12 protein-coding genes and 3 tRNA genes are annotated in these 18,929 nt (G+C 60.0%); 11 read left to right on the top strand and 4 right to left on the bottom strand.

The window, feature by feature from the left end; translation table 11 throughout:
- On the top strand, positions 1 to 3,130 hold a 3,130-nt coding region (locus tag ACTG19_RS21975; protein ID WP_439989582.1), incomplete at its 5' end, for an Ig-like domain-containing protein.
- Positions 3,131 to 3,565: 435 nt separating this feature from the next.
- Here the strand turns inward: ACTG19_RS21975 and ACTG19_RS21970 are convergent.
- Positions 3,566 to 3,653, bottom strand: a tRNA-Ser gene (locus ACTG19_RS21970).
- A gap of 183 nt (positions 3,654 to 3,836) precedes the next feature.
- Complete coding sequence (dauA, locus tag ACTG19_RS21965; RefSeq protein WP_113740740.1) at positions 3,837 to 5,573, bottom strand: C4-dicarboxylic acid transporter DauA; 1,737 nt, start codon at positions 5,571 to 5,573, stop codon at positions 3,837 to 3,839.
- Positions 5,574 to 6,059: 486 nt separating this feature from the next.
- Between dauA and ACTG19_RS21960 the strand changes: the two genes are divergently transcribed.
- A tRNA-Asn gene (locus tag ACTG19_RS21960) sits at positions 6,060 to 6,135 on the top strand.
- 4 nt (positions 6,136 to 6,139) lie between these two features.
- Positions 6,140 to 6,215 (top strand) — tRNA-Asn (locus tag ACTG19_RS21955).
- Between the two features lie 224 nt (positions 6,216 to 6,439).
- On the opposite strand, the gene ACTG19_RS21950 is transcribed toward ACTG19_RS21955, so the two are convergent.
- Positions 6,440 to 7,429 (bottom strand): DUF2860 family protein, encoded by a 990-nt coding sequence (locus ACTG19_RS21950; protein ID WP_113739339.1) that lies wholly within the window; start codon positions 7,427 to 7,429, stop codon positions 6,440 to 6,442.
- A gap of 264 nt (positions 7,430 to 7,693) precedes the next feature.
- On the opposite strand from ACTG19_RS21950, the gene ACTG19_RS21945 reads away from it, so the two are divergent.
- The 8 genes from ACTG19_RS21945 (at position 7,694) to ACTG19_RS21910 (ending at position 17,366) form a co-directional block, all read left to right on the top strand.
- Positions 7,694 to 8,179 (top strand): YqhA family protein, encoded by a 486-nt coding sequence (locus ACTG19_RS21945; protein WP_005333692.1) that lies wholly within the window; start codon positions 7,694 to 7,696, stop codon positions 8,177 to 8,179.
- Positions 8,180 to 8,307: 128 nt separating this feature from the next.
- The gene (locus tag ACTG19_RS21940) at positions 8,308 to 8,757 is read left to right on the top strand and encodes a hypothetical protein (RefSeq protein ID WP_064341369.1); all 450 of its coding nucleotides are present in this window, start codon (positions 8,308 to 8,310) and stop codon (positions 8,755 to 8,757) included.
- Between the two features lie 4 nt (positions 8,758 to 8,761).
- A complete protein-coding gene (locus ACTG19_RS21935; RefSeq protein WP_439989581.1) occupies positions 8,762 to 11,752 on the top strand; it encodes a YncE family protein in 2,991 nt (996 codons plus the stop codon).
- Positions 11,752 to 12,591, top strand: a complete 840-nt coding sequence (locus tag ACTG19_RS21930) for an FTR1 family iron permease (RefSeq protein ID WP_439989580.1) — start codon at positions 11,752 to 11,754, stop codon at positions 12,589 to 12,591. The genes ACTG19_RS21935 and ACTG19_RS21930 overlap by 1 nt, the downstream gene beginning before the upstream one ends.
- Before the next feature lie 102 nt (positions 12,592 to 12,693).
- Positions 12,694 to 14,118, top strand: a complete 1,425-nt coding sequence (locus ACTG19_RS21925) for an NAD(P)/FAD-dependent oxidoreductase (RefSeq protein ID WP_439989579.1) — start codon at positions 12,694 to 12,696, stop codon at positions 14,116 to 14,118.
- Between the two features lie 34 nt (positions 14,119 to 14,152).
- Positions 14,153 to 14,713, top strand: coding sequence for a hypothetical protein (locus ACTG19_RS21920; protein WP_160880340.1), 561 nt, complete (start codon positions 14,153 to 14,155; stop codon positions 14,711 to 14,713).
- 106 nt (positions 14,714 to 14,819) lie between these two features.
- Complete coding sequence (locus ACTG19_RS21915; protein WP_429150249.1) at positions 14,820 to 16,085, top strand: hypothetical protein; 1,266 nt, start codon at positions 14,820 to 14,822, stop codon at positions 16,083 to 16,085.
- Positions 16,086 to 16,154: 69 nt separating this feature from the next.
- Entirely contained in the window at positions 16,155 to 17,366 is a 1,212-nt protein-coding gene (locus ACTG19_RS21910) for a Bcr/CflA family multidrug efflux MFS transporter (RefSeq protein ID WP_042055658.1), read from the top strand.
- Between the two features lie 76 nt (positions 17,367 to 17,442).
- Here ACTG19_RS21910 and nhaD read toward each other — a convergent pair whose 3' ends face one another.
- A complete protein-coding gene (nhaD, locus tag ACTG19_RS21905) occupies positions 17,443 to 18,867 on the bottom strand; it encodes a sodium:proton antiporter NhaD (protein WP_058060016.1) in 1,425 nt (474 codons plus the stop codon).
- Positions 18,868 to 18,929: the final 62 nt, after the last annotated feature.

The following is an 18,929-nucleotide window of genomic DNA, read 5'->3' as shown; positions in this document are numbered from 1 at the left end:
CATCCTGGTGGCGGGTAGCGACCTGGCGGCCGACAGCGACAAGACCATCGACGCCAGCGTGACCAGCACCGATACGGCCGGTAACAGCACCACCGTGACCGACAGCGAAGACTACGGGGTCGACACCGCGGCGCCGGAGCTCACCATCACCCTCGATGCCAACATCACCGACGACGACGTCATCAACGCCGCCGAGGCGAAAGTGAACATCCCGGTGAGCGGCACCGTGAGGGGCGAGTTCAACGAGGGCGACACCGTCACCCTGACCGTCAACAACGTCAAATACACAGGCCAGGTGGATGCGGCTGGCCGCTTCACCATCCTGGTGGCGGGTAGCGACCTGGCGGCCGACAGCGACAAGACCATCGACGCCAGCGTGACCAGCACCGATACGGCCGGTAACAGCACCACCGTGACCGACAGCGAAGACTACGGGGTCGACACCGCGGCGCCGGAGCTCACCATCACCCTCGATGCCAACATCACCGACGACGACGTCATCAACGCCGCCGAGGCGAAAGTGAACATCCCGGTGAGCGGCACCGTGAGGGGCGAGTTCAACGAGGGCGACACCGTCACCCTGACCGTCAACAACGTCAAATACACAGGCCAGGTGGATGCGGCTGGCCGCTTCACCATCCTGGTGGCGGGCAGCGACCTGGCGGCCGACAGCGACAAGACCATCGACGCCAGCGTGACCAGCACCGATACGGCCGGTAACAGCACCACCGTGACCGACAGCGAAGACTACGGGGTCGACACCGCGGCGCCGGAGCTCACCATCACCCTCGATGCCAACATCACCGACGACGACGTCATCAACGCCGCCGAGGCGAAAGTGAACATCCCGGTGAGCGGCACCGTGAGGGGCGAGTTCAACGAGGGCGACACCGTCACCCTGACCGTCAACAACGTCAAATACACAGGCCAGGTGGATGCGGCTGGCCGCTTCACCATCCTGGTGGCGGGCAGCGACCTGGCGGCCGACAGCGACAAGACCATCGACGCCAGCGTGACCAGCACCGATACGGCCGGTAACAGCACCACCGTGACCGACAGCGAAGACTACGGGGTCGACACCGCGGCGCCGGAGCTCACCATCACCCTCGATGCCAACATCACGGCCGATGACATGATCAACGCCGCTGAAGCCAGTGGAACTATTCAGGTCACCGGGGCGGTGGGGGGGGATGTTAAGGTGGGTGACACCGTGATCCTGACCGTCAATGGCAATGAGTACAGCGGGCAGGTGGTAAGCAGCGGTGGCAAACTGACCTTTAGTATCGGGGTGAAAGGCCATGATTTGGTGGCCGATAACAACAAGACGATTGACGCTAAGGTGACCACCACCGACGCGGCGGGCAACAGTGCCACCGCGACCGACAGCGAAGGCTATCGGGTAGAAACTAAGGTCACTGTTGGTACTGAGGGCCCTGATTCATTGCCGGGCACAGATGTTGATGATGTGATGATGGGGGATGTGAGTGGGATCACCATGACGCCGGGGGCTGACTACAACCTAGCATTCGTGGTGGATTCGTCAGGCAGCATGGGCTCGATGGCCAGTACGGTGACCTCACTGACGGCGGTGTTTAATCAGTTAATCGCGAGTGCGAATACATCAGGGGCGGGCACGGTCAAGGTGTTGCTGGTGGATTTTGATACCGGGATCTCGGGTCAGGTATCGGTTGACTTGGCAGATGCGGATGCGTTCACGCAGCTCACTAACGTGCTCAAGAGCATGCAGGCAGGCGGTGGAACCAACTATGAGTTAGCGATGAAGACCGCGGCCAATTGGTTCGCGGCCCAAGGCGAGGGGGCGACCAACAAGACCTATTTCATTACCGATGGCAAGCCCACTTATTACCAAAAGGATGTGGCGATCACTACTAAGGTTGTCGATTACAGAGATGCTAATACGACCGACCGGACACTTAATGACGTGCTCAAGAGTTATCAATTTGGTACTGCTGTGACGGTGAGTTTGGGGGGAGTTACTCGCACCCTGATCGATGCACAGGGCAATGTCTATCAATGGACGGAAGGTAACAATAATAAGTGGAGCAATAAGCAGATTGGCACCATGACCCCAGATGGCAAGGGCGGCTATGAGTGCACCACTCTGGCCGGTGATGGAAGTTCCACCACCACCACCACAACTCAAGAGAGTGGTGATGCATTCCAATTGCTCAACAGGCTCAGTAATGTGGATGCGGTAGGTATTAACGGCATTATCACCGGTCTGGCCGGGTATGACTCCGATGGCAAACCGTTGCAGGGGGTTGATGCTAAAGATTTGGCCAATGCCATTTTGGGAACGAATACACCGTTTGAGCCCAGCAGCGACACGATGCATGGTGGCCATGGTAACGATATTTTGTTTGGTGATGTGGTTGGCTTTAACGGGATCACCGGCACTAACTTCGAGGCGTTACGGGCTTATGTGGCGACAGAGCTTAAGGTAGATGGCACAACCCTGGGGGCAGAGGCGATCCGCGATTATCTGTCTAGCCATCATCAGCAGGTTGCCGAGGCGCTGGATGCCAGTGCCACAGGCCAAAAAGGATCTGATGACAAGCTCTATGGCGATGCTGGCAACGATATTTTATTTGGCCAGGGTGGTAATGATCTGCTCGATGGCGGCGCGGGTAACGATGTGCTCTATGGCGGCCATGGTAACGATACCCTGTACGGTGGCGCGGGCAACGATATTCTCAATGGTGGTGCTGGTAACGATACCCTGTACGGTGGGTTGGGTAACGATATTTTGACCGGTGGGGCGGGCGCAGATCTCTTTGTCTGGAACAAGGGTGATGTGGTCGCAGGCTCGGTGGCCAAGGATATCATTACCGACTTTAGCAAGGCTGAAGGTGACAAACTGGACTTGCGCGATCTTCTTGACAGTGATGGCAGTAAGGGGCTTGATGAGCTCAAACAACTACTGTCGGTGCTGGAGGGCGCGGGAGACGTGACCTTGCAAGTGAAAGATGCCACCGGTTCAGTCACTCAGGAGATAGTCCTGGCAGGGCAAACTTTTGATAGCCTTGGTTTTAGCGGAAGCAGCAGTCAGGATATGATCAACAGCTTGCTGCAAAACCAACTGCTGCTGATTGACAATGATAAGTTCTAAACTGCGTCACCTTGGCTAATATCTCATTGGGCTGGCCTTGATGGGCACGTCAGTTCTGGACAAGGTAAGTGACGTGCCGATCAGGCGAGGGTAGACCCGTAGCAAGTAGATAACACCAAACAGGCCAGCAATCGCTGGCCTGTTCTTTGAGCCGGTTTAGAGGTGATGACGTATGTGAGCGCAATAAACAAACTGAACACCCTTGGTCTGCCTGTAAGAAAGTCCAAGAGTAACGGTCATTTGGGGCTGGGGCAGTGATTTAGGAAACAACGCACTCTTGTACCATAGGTGACAACCTATGAATATCAAGCAGACTGTCCAACGAGATACAACAAGACCCTATACCAGCCAACATCAGATGGCATAATGGATGGCATAACGAAAATTGCACAGAAAGAAAAAGCCCAAGCAATTCAATTGCTTGGGCTTATCATTTGGCGGTGAGGGAGGGATTCGAACCCTCGATACGTTGCCGTATACACACTTTCCAGGCGTGCTCCTTCAGCCACTCGGACACCTCACCAAATTTTTGCTCACTGCTTTATGTGCTTGAGCTGCACATTCGCTGGCGGACCATGCCGCGGCGACGGGGCGTAATGTAAGGGATACGATGGCTTTTGGTCAATGCAATTTTTTACTTTTTGCGTTCGTTTGCTCAATATCCGAACCAAGTGACCAAAAATATGCCGTTTCGTATCCCTTTCAATCAATTTACTGCCGCTTCGTGCAAATGTTCACCTTTGAGCGCCTCTTCCAGCGAGCCGTAAAATTCCAGCTTGCCGGGCTGCGGCCGCACCTTGGCACGGGCCAGGGTCTTGAGCGGTTGGAACTGCAACTCGGCCACCCGCAACTCGACACCGGCTTTAGCCATCTGCTTGCCAAAGTGGAGGAAGGCAGACAGGCCGCCCGCATCGAGGATGGAAACCGCCTCCATCTGCAACACCAGCACCTTGTGTCCTTTCACTTGTGATTCCAGCTCGGCAAAGACCCGTTCGGCCGCTGCGAAGAAGAGCGGGCCGTTGATCTTGTAGAGCAGGCCGTTGTCCGGCACCTCATGGGCATAGCGCTTGTGCTCGGCCAAATCGTGCAGTTTGGTCATCTTGGCGATTTCGCGCATAAAGAGCAGGGAAGCCAGGATCACCCCGAAAGTGATGGCGATGACCATGTCAAAAATGACGGTGAGCGACAGGCAGACCAGCAGCACCAGCACATCGGATTTGGGGGCGCGACGGATCAGCTCCACCACCTTGTGCGCTTCACTCATGTTCCAGGCCACGATGAGCAGCAAGGCAGCCATGGCCGAGAGCGGCAACCAGGAGAGCCAGGGGGCCAGCACCAGAATGGCGGCCAGCACCACCAGCGCATGAACGATCCCCGAGATGGGGGACGTAGCACCGGCGCGCACGTTGGCGGCAGAGCGGGCGATGGCGGCGGTAGCGGTAATACCGCCAAAGAAGGGGGCGAAGATATTGCCAAGCCCCTGCCCCACCAGCTCGGCGTTGGAGCTGTGCTTGCGACCGGTCATGCCATCGAGCACCACGGCGCAGAGCAGCGATTCGATCGCCCCCAGCATCGCCATGGAGAAGGCGGCAGGCAGCAGCCGCTCAACAGCCGCCAGGTTCCATTCAACTGGCAAGCCATCCGGTCCGGGCAAGGCCCAGGGCATCACCAGGGTCGGCGCGATGGGCGGGATCCCCATCCCTTGAGTGCCATCGGCCAGGGTATAGCTGAACTTGCTGCCGATGGTGGCCACATCCACCCCAAAGTAATGGAGGCCAAAACCCAGACCCACCCCGACCAGCACCGCGGGCAAGTGGCCGGGCACAGGCAGACGCAGGCGCGGCCAGAGCAGCAGCACGGCCAGTGTTGCGACCCCCACCAGGGTATCGCCCCACTGCCAGCTTGGCAGGGCGGCGGCCAGCGCTTCGACCTTGCCCAGATAGGTTTCCGGCATCTCGGGCACGCTCAGGCCGAAGAAGTCCTTGATCTGCAAGGTGGCGATCACGATGGCGATACCACCGGTAAAGCCCAGCGTCACTGACGGGGGAATGTACTCGATAAGGCGGCCAAGACGGGCCATCCCCATCGCCACCAGAAAGAGGCCGGAGATGAGCGTTGCCATCAACAGCCCACCGACCCCGAACTGCTGGGCGACCGGATAGAGGATCACTACAAAGGCAGCGGTCGGGCCGGAGATGGAGTAACGGGAACCACCGGTCACGGCGATCACGATACCGGCGATGATGGCGGTATAGAGACCGTGTTGCGGCGGTACACCGCTGGCAATGGCCAGCGCCATGGCGAGCGGGATGGCGATGATGCCCACCGTCACACCGGCGATAAGATCACGGCCGAAGCGGGCCATGCTATAGGGTTCATCAATACAGGACTGGCGTAAGGCTATGGCGAGCTTCACGCTATTTAAAGAGGCTTGCTTGTGCATGTATATCGTAATACCAGAAGAGGGAGATAAAGGCCGGAGAGATCCGGCGCCCGATCATCATCAAGGGCCGGCAGGGCTGTCGACGCGGCGATGGTATCCTGCGTAACCTTACTCCAGACGGGCCATTTTTTCGATGGGCAGGATCAATGAAACTCGCCCTTACCCATTATTTGGCTTATTTGCCGCCAAATCGCCGATCTTGACTCCAGCTCTCCCCCTTTTAGCCACAAAGATCACCATTTAAGCCCCACCGTGTTACCAGCACGTTCGCGACATCATACTGGCATCATCAGGTTGATGCGAACCGAGCCAATAACCCCTGGGCCGGTTGGGGGAGCGATGGCAAGGGACTGATTGTGCTGAAAATAAACCGCAAAGCGCAACTTTTGGGCAAACAGTCCGAAAATCCGGTTTTCAGGAAATTCGCGGGTTGACACCCGCCGCCCTGGTCATTAATATTCGCCCCGTCTTAACGAGACAGGCAATTCCTCCTTAGTTCAGTCGGTAGAACGGCGGACTGTTAATCCGTATGTCACTGGTTCAAGTCCAGTAGGAGGAGCCACTTTTCCCTCGTAGTTCAGTCGGTAGAACGGCGGACTGTTAATCCGTATGTCACAGGTTCAAGTCCTGTCGAGGGAGCCAAATTCTAAAGCCCAGCCTTTTGGCTGGGCTTTTTCGTATCTGCTGTTCGCCTCCTTCCCTGTCACGCGCGCCCTTCATATGCCCTCTGTCATAATGTCTCTTGTCTGCATGTGATGACCAACCTGCATACAGCTTGAATTGTCTATTGAGCGCCATCCCATAAACAAAGAGCTGGATTGACCAGCCCCTTTGTGTGCACCTCATCTCGCTGCCGGATGCCGGGATCAGAAGCGGTAGAGCAGGCCCGTGGTGATGCTGGTGGCGCGAATATCGTAAAAGTCGATCCCGGAGTTTGCCGTGGCGTAGCTGGCGCTCAGGAGTGCAGAGAGCGGCGCAATGCCAAACAGCTGGTGCCAGAAGAGGGTGGCATCGATGGCCATGTCGCGGCTGTCGGCACGCTGGCCAAACAGCGGGTTGGCCTCGTCATAGTCGCGCTTGCCCAGATAGAGGTTGCTGACAAATGACCAGCGGGGCGAGGTTTTGGCGTACGTGAGCTGCAACCCCTTGCTCACATAAGACTCGGCACTGCCCGCCAGATCAGCCTTCTCATAGCGCACTGCTGGCTCGAGGAACTGATCGTCTGCCAGCCGGAACTGGTAGGAGAGCTCGGCGAAGTTGACCCGGCCATTACGATCCAGCATCCCCATCACAGCGCGACCATATTGCTCGCCGCTGGACTCCCCATCCACCTTGACGTCGCGGCTGGTGACACTGCCACTGAACGCGCTGCCCCAGATGTTGTCCCACGCCAGACGGGCGCCGTGGGAGCGCACGTCACTCTGCTCGCGTTCCACCCCCACCGCAAAGGGATCGCGCCACACCTTGGCCGGGGTGGCATTGAACACCAGCGAACCGGTCACGATCCCCTTGTCCCCCAGTTGCTGGCGCAGCCCGAACTGCTGGGTACCGTCGCCACGAATGGCATCCTGAATGAGGTTGCCCAGAAACAGCTGGCTACCGGTGGAGGCAAAGGTGTAGCGCAGATCCCCGTTGATCACCGGATCAAGGTGGCGCTGCTGCGCCGCAGCACCCAAAGCGTCAATACGCTCGCTACCTGCACTCCCCGTGGCAAAATTGGACTTGGTCTCGCCAACGCTGGCCCCCGCCAGCACACTGCCGGAAAAACCAGACTCCCCGGGAATTGCCCCCAGCTCTTGTCCCTGAACCCCGCTTGCAACCAGCATCCCCATACTCAACAGCAGACCAATACGCATCGCAACACTCCTGGCAAGCGGCCACAAGAGTGGGCCGAGCCTGATAAATAGGAGGGAGGCAGTCGCCCCCCTGAATTGAGAAGCGGCATGTTACGGCAGGGAAAAATCACAAATAAGACAGCGGGATGCGGTTTTATTTTTTATGATGGCTTTTTATTTTTTTATAAGCGCAAGCAGGGGGCGACCCGGCATAATGAGCCCCCACAGCCTTGCAACGCTGCGGGCTGCTCGCGCCATACTCACTTTCCCAACATCGGAGTTCTCATGCGTCGATTCAATTTCATGCTCAATGGCAGCAGATTGATGATGTTCCCCTTCTACATTGGCATTCTCATCTGCGTGGTATTGCTGATGGTGAAGTTTGCCATGCAGCTCTATCAGCTTTCTGTAAACATTTTCGAGATCCCCTATCTGGATCTCATTACCGGCGTGCTGACTCTGGTGGACTTTATACTGGTGGCCCAGATGCTGATCCTGGTCGCCATCTGTGGCTATGTGCAATTTATCCAGACGGAAGAGCAGCGCGCCTCCCTTAGCAGCAACTGGCTTAGCAAGATCAACTTTGCCTCCCTCAAGCTCATCGTCATCAACTCGCTGGTGACTATTGCCGGAGTAGAGGTGCTCAAGGCGTTTCTCGAAGATGGCATCATCAATGAAGTCGATATGAAGTGGTCCGTGGTGGTGTTTCTCGCCTTCTCGCTGGCCGCGCTCATCTATGCGGTGACCGAGCGGATGGCGGAGCATAAATAGTCGAGTTTGATCACTGTGCTTGTTCAGCCTTGATTCACCAGCAATACAATTGATAACACTTTTCATTACTCTTACTGCGTTATAAACTTGCTCCCTCCGGGCTGCCCCGCCCGGGTGCTGGAGCCTTTATGACAAGCCTTTCTCTCTCACCCCGACAATTCTGGCAGTGGCTGGCCTACCACCATCAGGCCGCCGAGGGCACCCTCTATCTGATGTTCTTCTCCGGCCTGCTGCTGTGGGAGCCGCTGACCCCGCTCTGGTCGCTGGCACGCTGGAATCTGTTTTTCCATGTGATGCTCTCGCTCACCCTGTTCCCCCTGCTATTTGGCGCCTTCTGGCTCTCCCATCGCAGCTTGTTGAACCGCAGCAACAAACCCTTTTTACGCACCACGGGGCGGATTATCGAAGCCCTGCTGCTGGTCTGTCTGGCCAGCGGCCTGCTGCTGGTGCTGCACGGCACTCCGGGCGATGCCATGGGCAACCTCGCCAGCTGGGCCCACTGGCTGAGCGCGTTGGCGTTAACTCCTCTGGTGCTGCGCCACGCCTGGCGCTGGACCATCTTGAAATGGCGCTCCTGATCCCATGTTGAAGTCATCTTTTTCTGCATATTTGTCACCCCTGCTGGCCCTCCTCCTGCTGCTGGCCAGCCCCTTTGCGTTGGCCCAACAGATGGGCACAGGGATGCTCGCCTATGAGGAGGGAAGCGCCCCGCGCCTCGTCACCGCCAACCTGAGCGCAGGTTCCGTCACCCTGCTGGAGCGCGATAGCGGCAAGCGGCTGAAAGAGGTGCAGCTGGGGGGCGATCTGCGCCAGCTGGCCCGCGCCGATGACGGCACCCTGCTGGTCACCGACTACAGCGGTGATCGCCTGTTGCTGCTGGATGATGATCTCGATCTGGAAAAGGCGATCCCCACCGGCCATAGACCCTACGGGGTCATCTTCGATGCCAAACGGCAGTGGTTCTGGGTCACGCTGTTCGAATCCGCTCGCCTGCAGGCCTACGACACCGCGGGCAACCTCCAGCTGGATGCAGAAACCGATGAGACTCCCCGCGGGCTGGCATTGACCAACGACGATCGCCTGCTGCTCACCCACGCCATGACCGGCCAGCTCGCCATCTATGATCTCGCCAAGCTTGGCCACGGCGCCAAGGGATCTTCGCTTCCCAAGCCCAAGCTCATCACCCTGGCCGAGACCCATAGCGACACGCCGAGCGACTCGCAGGGATTGCCGCGCCTGCTCGATGGCATCGCCCTCTCCCCCGATGGCAGCGAGGCCTGGTTGCCTCATGTGCTGTGGAGCTTCAGCCACCCCTTCCAGTTTCAAAGCACCGTCTTTCCGGCCGTCTCCATCATCGATCTCGATGAGGAGAAAGAGCGGGTCGATGAAAGAAAACAGCTCTTTTTGCAGATCAACCTGCCAAGCGTCGGCAACCGCAGCCAGATCGTCTCCAACCCGTTCGCTGCACGCTTCGCCACCGACGGCAAGCGGGTCTATCTGACCCTGGCGGGCTCGGAAGATCTGCTGGTGTTTGATCTCTCCCGCAGCGGCAAATCCAACAACAACCGCCACCGCCGCAAGAAGTTTCAGGGGGGCGCCAAGGCGACCCAGCTCTTGCGTCACCTGCCGGGCCAGAATCCGCGGGATCTGCTGATCGACGGTGACCATATTCTGGTGCACAACGCCATGGGGCAGGATCTCACCCGCCTCAATAGCGGCGGCAGCGGCCCGTTTGCCCGAGTCACTGTCGATGTGCCCCACTTCGCCAAGCTGGTAGAGACGGATCCGCGCCCCGAGCCGCTTCAGCGCGGCGAGCGGCTGTTCCATCTTGGTAACACAGCGTCCAACTCACGCTTCCCCATGGCGGGGGACAACTGGATGAGCTGCAACTCCTGCCATCTGGACGGGTTCAACTTCACCAACCGCTATCTGATGGCAGCCCATCGCCAGCAGAGCGGCGACAACGCCATCAACGGCCACGCCAATCTCACCAACATGGTGGCAGGGGATTTTGTCGGCGAATACCTGCGCATGACCCAGCAGACCCAGGGCGGCATGGGCCATGACATCCGCGATGGGGCCGAGGTGGTTGACCCCTCCCAGCCTCAGCCCGAGGTGAAGGTGATGATGGAAGATCTGCACGCCTTCGTCACCGCCGATGGCAACCTCCCCTATCTCGCCAACTGGCTGCGACTCGATGCCCCGCGCACCGATCCCGCCAGGGCGCCGACTACCCACCCGAAAGAGTGGCTCAACTCCGCCTCCTGCCAGAACTGCCACCAACAGGCGTTCAAGGACTGGAGCGAGAGCAACCATCGGCTGATGGGCAACTCCCACCCCTACTACAAGGTGGTGCAGGCGCTGGCACGCGAAACCGAAGGAGAAGCGTTCGGTCAGTGGTGTCAGGGCTGCCATATGCCCCAGCAGGTGATGACCGGCCAGCTGGATCTGCCCAAGGGCTCCCACATGTTCGAGCAGGGGGGCGCCTCGCTGATTGCCGCCCACAAGGCGGGCGAACCTGTGGTGGAGGAAGGGACCGGCTGTGTGCTCTGCCATCGCATCACCAAGGTAGAAGACGCGGGCGGCAACAGCGCCTTTACCGTGAATTTGAAAGACCGCGAGAGCTATGTGTTCGAGGATGCCCCGGGGGGCAGCCTCCAGCACTGGCTGGCAGAGCGGCAGATCAACGCCCGCCCGGCGGCCCACAAAGCCTCCTACCAGAAGGATTTCTACCGGGACGCGGCCCTGTGCAAGTCGTGCCACAACGAGTTCGCCCCCGGCACCGGCGCCAATATCGTCAACACCTGGGACGAGTGGGAAAAATCCAGCTTCGCGAACGCGAAGGATCCCGCCAAACGGCGCACCTGCATCGACTGCCACATGAACCCGGAGCCGGGTAACGGCGGCACACCGGTGGCGGGCCAGTCCACCGAAAACGGCACCATGAAAGCGCGGCTCTATCGCCACAACTTTACCGGTGCCCAGCACCAGCTGGTGGGGCTGCGCAACCCCGACCTTGAACAGGAGAGCCTGGCGCTCTTGCGCTCCAGCGCTACCCTCTCCGCCCGTATCGAACAGGCGGCCGATAGTCAGCAGTTGGTGGTGCGGGTCGCCAATACCGGCGCGGGCCATGCCCTGCCCACCGGGGTGGCCGATTTTCGTGAACTCTGGCTGGAACTGACCATCACTGACGCCAGTGGCAAGGTGGTGCTTGCCAGCGGCCAGCCGGTGGATGGCGCCGTCCCAGAAGATGCGCGGCTGTTCAGAAAAGTGTTCGGCGATGCCGAGGGCAAGCCGGTGGGGCTCAAGTTCTGGCGCTACGCCAAACTGCTGGAAGATACCCGCATTCCGGCCGATGGCTGGCGCGATGAAGCCTGGCCGCTGCCCGCAGAAGCCCAAGGGCCCTTCAAGGCCGATATCAAACTCAATTTCCGCACCTACCCCAAGTGGGTCAATGATGCGGTGCGCACCGCCGAGCCAAGCTTGCCGGAGCCCCCCATAGTGCAGCTAAATCGGTTGCAACTTACCCTGCAGCCTCTCCCCGTCACGCCCGCTACGGAGCCTCAATCCTGATGTTTGCAAGTTTTCTCATTACCCTGCGCGAGGGGCTGGAAGCCTTCCTGCTGGTCGGCATCTGCCTCTCCTACCTCGCCAAGCTGGGGGCGAACCGCTACAACAAGTTCATCTATCTGGGGGTGGGGCTCGGCCTTATCGCCTCCCTTGTCGTCGCCTTCCTGTTCCAGGTGGTGGTGAGCCAGTTCGAGAGCGAGCGCTACAACCACCTCTTGATGGCGGGGATCCTCATCTTCGCCACGTTGGTGCTCACATATATGGCGATCTGGATGCAAAAACAGGCCAAATCCCAGGTGGGGGCCATGACGGCGCGCATCGATGCAGCCATCGATGGCGGCAACCTGTTTGGTCTGGTGCTGCTCGCCTTCCTAGCGGTGATGCGCGAAGGGTTTGAAACCGTGCTCTTCTTCTCCGCCCTGCTCTACTCCGGGCAAGGGGTGGATCTGCAATCCGGCCTGATGGGCGCGCTGGCGGGTCTGCTGGTCTCCATCGCGCTGGTGTGGGGGCTGCTGCGCTCCACCCGCAAGGTGGCGCTGGCCCCCTTCTTCCGCTGGACCGGCCTGCTTATCATCATCATCGCCGCAGGTCTGCTGTCGTCCGCCGTCAACATGTTGCAGGCTGCAGAGATCATCACCTTCTGGACCACGCCGGTATTCGACATCAGCCACATTCTCGACGATCAGGGGGTATTTGGTACCTTCCTGCGCGCCCTGTTTGGCTACAATGCCTCACCCGCTGGCTTGCAGCTGCTGACCTGGGCCCTCTATCTGGCGATCTTCGTTACCCTCTGGCAGCGCAGCTATCGCCCGCAGGTGAGCGCCGCATCCAGCAAGGGCTGAGCCCGCACGCCCTGTGGCAACAAGGCCACGGGGTAACAACACTATTCGGGAGCCGCGCCTTGGCGCGGTTCCCTTATCTATCAAGCAGTTTCGGAATAGGTCATGAGCGATAACAACAAGAAAAGCATTGCGGTGCTGGGTGCTGGCCCCGCCGGTTTGATGGCGGCCTGGCGCCTGCGCCGCGCCGGTTTTGCCGTCACCCTGTTCGAGCAGGAGCCAGTGGTCGGCGGCATGTGCGCCACCCAGACCTTCAAGGGGCGCGATGGAGAGTATCGCTTCGACTACGGCGGTCACCGCTTTATCACCAAAAACCCCGAGCTGCTCGCCTTTATCGACGAGCTGATGGGGGACGATCTGCTCCACGCCGAGCGCAAGAGCGTCATCCGCTTTGGCGGGCGCACCTATGACTACCCATTGAACCTGCCCAACCTGCTCAAGACGGCGCCGCTCGCCCTGATGGCCGGTGCGGTGAAAGACTTGCTGCTGTTGCCCTTTAGCAAGAAGCCCACCGATTTTGCCAAGGCGAGCTTTGCCGAGTGGATCCAGAGCCACTTTGGCCGCACCCTCTATCGCCAGTTCTTCGAGGGCTACACCGGCAAGCTGTGGGGCATCAATCCGGACAAGCTCTCCGCCGACTGGGCCGGCCAACGCATCAGCCTGATCGATCTCAAAGACGTGGCGCGTCGCCTGCTGCCAAGACGCAACGGGAGTATCTCGGTGCGCACCTATGCCCGCAAATACCGCTACCCCAAATATGGCTTCGGCCAGATCTTCACCACTCTGGGGGAGCGGCTGGTAGCAGAGGGCGTTGAGCTGAAAACTGGCGCTACCATCACCCGCCTTGAGCAGGCTGATGGCCGCATTGAACGGGTGTATTGGAAACAAGATGACGTTGAGCAGAGCGAGCGCTTTGATCAGGTGATCTCTACCCTGCCGCTACCGCTCACCTGCCAGCATCTGGGCTTGCCGTGCGATCTCCAATACCGGTCGCTTCGCTTCGTCAATATGCCGCTCAAGCAGGAGAACCTGTCGGACAACACCTGGCAGTACCTCTCCGATCCCCATATTCTGGCGACCCGTCTGCAGGAACCGCGCCGCCGCAGCCCCTTTATGGCGCCCCAGGGCCAGACCTCGGTGATGCTGGAGATCCCCTGCAATCCGGGGGATGCCACCTGGCAGGCACAGCTCTCTGATCTGCGCGGTCGGGTTACCGCCGATCTCGCGAGCCTCGGTGTCGATACAGCCAAGCTTGGTGATGAGACCTTCGAAGCCCGCAGCGAATACGCCTATCCACTGATGGATCTCGGCTATCAGGCCCGTCGCAACGAAGCGATCAAGGCGCTGATGCCGATCAGTAACCTCATCATGACCGGCCGTCAGGGGACATTCCGCTACATCTTCACCGACACCGCCATGGAGATGGGGATGATGGCTGCCGACATGGTGATCGACGGGGTGGACAGACGCCACGCCATCTTTAACCATCGCAACGAAAATACCGTCATTGAAACCCAGAGCGTGGCCTGAGTGCCGCGCCATTGGCATAAGTAAGGAGAACAGGATGACCATCCGCCCGGGTTTACTCGCCCTCACCCTGCTGCTGACCCTGAGCGGGCAGGCGCAGGCTTACTCCTACGCCGCCGCCGGCAAGGAGCCACTGATCGACGCCCGCGAAGCGCTGCTGGGCGCCGCCACTGACGGCAAGGATGCCAGCGCCACCTTGAGCGAGATTGCCGACGAGCTGACCTATCTGGAACAGCACCACAAGGTGGAACTGCAAGGGCCGCTGGCCGCCGCCATCAAGGCCAAAGACGCTGCCGCCACCGCCGCCCTGCTCAACCGCGCCTACAAGGCGGAGATCGAGCGCCGCCTCGAAGGGGCCAGCCAGAATCTTGGCGACTACCAGACCGCCAAGGTGCTGGTGGTCAAGAGCAAGCGCTTCCTCGATTTGATCCTCCCCTCCCTCAGCGAGGGGGATCGCAAGGCAGCCGAACAGGCGCTGGCCAAGGTGCTCGATGCCATCGGTAACCCGGGGGTATTCGGGGTAGGCGCCAAGCCCGCCGATGCCGCAGCCTTTAGCGATGCAGAAAAAGCGCTGATGGCCGTGCTGGCGCCGCTGTGATAGCCTCTCATCGATGATGACAGCCCCCCTCATCCCCAACCCTTCTCCCGCAAGGGGAGAAGGGGGGCGTCTTCACGGCCGATTACGCTTCGCTAATCGACCCAACTTGCTGATCCTGCTGCAACTGGCCTGGCTTGGCTGGCTGCTGGCCTTCCCGGTGGCGCTCGATTCCGACGATGCCCTCAATTTTGCCCACGGGGTGACGCACTTTAGCGTGCTGGAGTTCTCCCCCCACTTTCCCGGCTACCCCGCCTTTATCTGGCTGGCACGGCTGATCAATCTAGCGGTGGACGACCCGGCCCGCGCGGTGCAGTGGGCAAGCCTCTTGGGTAGCAGTTTGCTGGCGCCGCTCGCTGCCTTGCTGGCGATGAGATTGTGGCAACGGCCAAGCCTGCTCGCCCCCGTCTGGTTGCTGGTGCTGGCACTGCCGCTCACCCCGACGCTGGCCCTCTCCGGCCTCTCGGACGGGCCGGCGCTCGCCACCTGGCTCGGAACGCTGCTGGCCTTGCAGCAGCGCAGAATTGCACTGGCGGGTCTGCTGCTGGGTCTATTACTGGCGCTGCGCCCCTCCTATTTTGTGCTGGCGCTGCTGCCCCTGTGGCTCGGGCTGGCGCAGAAGGAAACGCGCATCAGGTTTGTGCTCCCGATTGTTCTGGTGGGGTTATCCTGCCTGCTGTTTGTCTGGCAGGCCGATGGCTGGGCCTACTTCAGCGAGGGGCGGCGCTTTACCGACGGCCACTTTACCCTGTGGGGCAACACGGCAGCGGCCCATGGCGATCGGCTGCTCAGCTGGGCGCGTACCTTCGACGATCAGCTCACCCCGCTCTGGCCCTTCGCTGTTGGGGCGCTGCTGGTGCTGCCGCTTTGGCAAAGATCAAAAAACCACCCTGCCGCCCTCCCCCCGCTCTGGACGCTCTACTGGTTTGCCCTGCTGCTCTGGACCCTGTTTGGCCAGAATCCCGACAATCCCCGACATCTGGCCCCCATCACCCTGCTCGGTATTGTGCTGCTGGCAGGTTGGCTGCCACGCCGTGGCGAGTGGCTGGTCGCGGTGGCCGGATTGCTGCTGCTCGGCGTGACCTTCATCCTGCCCCGTCCACCCGCAATGGTACAGGCAGCAAGGCTCGCAGAGAAAAGCTGCCCGGCGCTGGTGACCCAGTGGGGCGTGCGGCTACTACGGGAAACCACGGCACTGCCGGTGACCGATGGCTGGTACAAGGGGGATGCGGCGCTGGCGCTCTCTCAGGGAGCCTGCCGCCTAAGTCGCCGCCCCATCGCCGCGAACGAAATGCCCACCGCGGTGCTCCAGCACTGGTTTGCCCCGCGCTTTGCCGCCGAGCCTGGACTCTGGCTCGCCATACCGGATCCATAGCCGCGACAAAACTGATAGACTGCTTTTTCGCGCTTTTCAACCCGACGTTTCGCATCAACTGGACACCCTATGCCCCAATCGCCAACAGCTCAGGCTGCCGCCCTCTCCCCCCGTTTCCTGTTTATCCTGCTCGGCGCTCTGGCGGGTCTGACTCCGCTGGCGGTGGATATGTATCTGCCCGCCATTCCGGCCATTGCCCGGGATCTGGCCACCAGCATCGACGGCGCCCAGCTCACCATCAGCGCCTTTCTGGGCGGCTTTGCCATCGGTCAGCTCTTCTACGGCCCGCTGGCCGACAGCTATGGCCGCAAGCCGGTGATCCTGGCGGGGCTGGTGATGTTTGCCATCGCCTCGGTGGGTTGTGCCATGGCGGACTCCCTGCCCGAATTGCTGGCCTATCGGATGTTGCAGGCAGCGGGCGGTGCGGCGGGCTCTGTGGTGGTCAATGCCCTGCTGCGCGATCTGTTCGAGAAGGATGCATTTTCTCGCGCCATGTCGTTCGTCATTCTGGTGATGACCTTGGCGCCGCTGGTAGCGCCTGTGGTGGGCGGCTATATCAGCGCCCACGCCGACTGGCGGGTGATCTTCTGGCTGCTGGTGGGGATCAGTCTGCTGATCTGTCTGGTGATGCAATGGAAAATTCAGGAGACCCTGAAACCGGAGCACCGTCAGCCCCTTAATCTGGGCCAGATCCTCAAGAACTACTGGGGGGTGCTCTCCCATCGCGGCGCCATGGGTTACGTGCTGTGCGGCTCCCTCTCCAGCTCCGGCATGTTCGCTTTCCTGAGCGGCTCCCCTTACGTCTATATCGAGTATTTCAAGGTGCCGACCGAGCACTACGGCTGGCTGTTTGGCCTCAATATTCTGCTGATGATGGTGGTCACCTTCGTCAACAGCCGACTGGTGAAAGGGGTGGGCGCCGAGCGGATGCTGCAATACGGCCTGCTGGTGCTGCCCTGCGCGGGCGCCCTGCTGGTCTACAACGCCTGGAGCCAGACCGGCGGTCTGTGGGGCATCGTCATTCCGGTGGTACTGTTTGTCGGCCATATCAGTCTGGTAGGGGCCAACGCCATGACCGGCCTGATGGGACACTTCCCGCAATCTGCGGGCACCGCCTCGGCACTGGCGGGCACCCTGCGCTTTGGTATCGGCGCCCTGGTGGGCATTCTGGTCAACCTCAATCCGCCCCACTCGCCACTGCCCATGGCCATTGCCATCGCCTGCTGCGGCGTGGGCTCCACCCTGAGTTACTGGCTGCTGACCGGCAAGCGAGGCGATTGATCCCCCTCCCCCCTGTCAGGAAAACGAAAGAGGCTTCCGTCAACGGAAGCCTCTTTTCATAGTGGCGCCCAGACGTTCAGAACTGGGCACTGTTGAGCCAGAGGTGCGCCCCTATGCTCACCAGATAACCGAGCAAGATGGCAGGCAGCCACTTCAGGTGGCCAAAAAAGGTATACATGCCGTGGGCCTGTCCCATCAGGGCCACCCCGGCCGCAGAGCCGATGGAGAGCAGGCTGCCGCCCACTCCGGCGGTCAGGGTCACCAGCAGCCACTGTCCCAGCGCCATATCCGGGTTCATCGACAGCACGGCAAACATCACGGGAATGTTGTCGATGACGGAGGACAAGACCCCAATGAAGATGTTGGCCATGGTGGGATCCCCAGCGTCATACAACCAGTGTGATACCAGCTCCAGATACCCCATAAAGCCCAGCCCACCGACACACATCACCACCCCGTAGAAGAAGAGCAGGGTATCCCACTCCGCCTTGGCCACCTTGTTGAACACGTCAAAAGGCACCACAGAACCCAGACTGCGCAACCGTACCTCATCACCATTGCGTTCATAGAGCGCACGCTTGCGGGCAAGGGATCGCGGCAGCGACTTGCGCAAATAGAAGCCGAAAAACTGCAGATAACCGAGCCCCAGCATCATGCCCAGTACGGGTGGCAGGTGGAGGAAACTGTGGCATAGCACCGCCGTGATGATGGTCAGCAAGAACAGCGCGACGATGCGGCGGGCCCCCCGCTTGAGATCGACCACCTCGTTATCAGCCTCCGGCACATGACGCGGCACCATCAGGCTCATCAGGATGGCCGGGACCAGAAAATTGAGCAGAGAGGGGATCAGCAGGGTGAAGAACTGGCCAAATTGCACCTTGCCCGCCTGCCACACCATCAGGGTGGTGATATCGCCAAAGGGACTGAACGCCCCTCCCGCGTTGGCGGCGATCACTATGTTGATGCAGGCAAGATTGACAAAACGCCGATCACCGTTGGCCACCTTCAATACTACGGCGCACATCAAGAGCGCTGTGGTCAGGTTATCTGCCACCGGCGAAATACAAAAAGCAAGCCCGCCGGTCAACCAGAACAGGGTGCGCAAGTGAAAGCCGGATCGCACCAGCCAGGCACGCAGGGCATCGAACAGCCGCCGATCCTCCATGGCGTTGATATAGGTCATCGCCACCAGCAGGAACAGCATCAGCTCGGCATATTCCAGCAAGGTATGGCGGAAGGCCTGTTCGGCGACAGGGCTCATCCCCTGCTGTGCATAGGCGATACCGATCAGGATCCAGATCACCCCGGCGGCCACCAGCACGGGTTTGGACTTGCGCAGTTGCAGATACTCTTCAGCCATCACCAGGGCGTAGGCCAACACAAACAATCCGACACAAAAAAGTCCGATTGAGGAGGATGTCAACAGAACTGGGCCACTACTGGCATGGGCGGGAGGGATAAACAGGGACAGCAGCAAAATAACAGGGGTGAGCGCAGACATGGTCTCTTCCTTTTAGAACCATCTGGCAATCATGCTAGCACCTGGATGAAAAGAAAAATTCA

The organism is Aeromonas sp. 3P, assembly GCF_051919745.1.
Taxonomy (GTDB): domain Bacteria; phylum Pseudomonadota; class Gammaproteobacteria; order Enterobacterales; family Aeromonadaceae; genus Aeromonas; species Aeromonas veronii.
This window is presented reverse-complemented; position numbering and strand designations above follow the sequence as displayed.

What these genes read in the sequence shown, in the direction of transcription:
- dauA (WP_113740740.1), bottom strand. Translation starts at nt 5,573, where the DNA reads ATGCACAAGCAAGCCTCTTTAAATAGCGTGAAGCTCGCCATAGCCTTA.
- ACTG19_RS21950 (WP_113739339.1), bottom strand. Translation starts at nt 7,429, where the DNA reads ATGCGTATTGGTCTGCTGTTGAGTATGGGGATGCTGGTTGCAAGCGGG.
- ACTG19_RS21945 (WP_005333692.1), top strand. Translation starts at nt 7,694, where the DNA reads ATGCGTCGATTCAATTTCATGCTCAATGGCAGCAGATTGATGATGTTC.
- ACTG19_RS21940 (WP_064341369.1), top strand. Translation starts at nt 8,308, where the DNA reads ATGACAAGCCTTTCTCTCTCACCCCGACAATTCTGGCAGTGGCTGGCC.
- ACTG19_RS21935 (WP_439989581.1), top strand. Translation starts at nt 8,762, where the DNA reads ATGTTGAAGTCATCTTTTTCTGCATATTTGTCACCCCTGCTGGCCCTC.
- ACTG19_RS21930 (WP_439989580.1), top strand. Translation starts at nt 11,752, where the DNA reads ATGTTTGCAAGTTTTCTCATTACCCTGCGCGAGGGGCTGGAAGCCTTC.
- ACTG19_RS21925 (WP_439989579.1), top strand. Translation starts at nt 12,694, where the DNA reads ATGAGCGATAACAACAAGAAAAGCATTGCGGTGCTGGGTGCTGGCCCC.
- ACTG19_RS21920 (WP_160880340.1), top strand. Translation starts at nt 14,153, where the DNA reads ATGACCATCCGCCCGGGTTTACTCGCCCTCACCCTGCTGCTGACCCTG.
- ACTG19_RS21910 (WP_042055658.1), top strand. Translation starts at nt 16,155, where the DNA reads ATGCCCCAATCGCCAACAGCTCAGGCTGCCGCCCTCTCCCCCCGTTTC.
- nhaD (WP_058060016.1), bottom strand. Translation starts at nt 18,867, where the DNA reads ATGTCTGCGCTCACCCCTGTTATTTTGCTGCTGTCCCTGTTTATCCCT.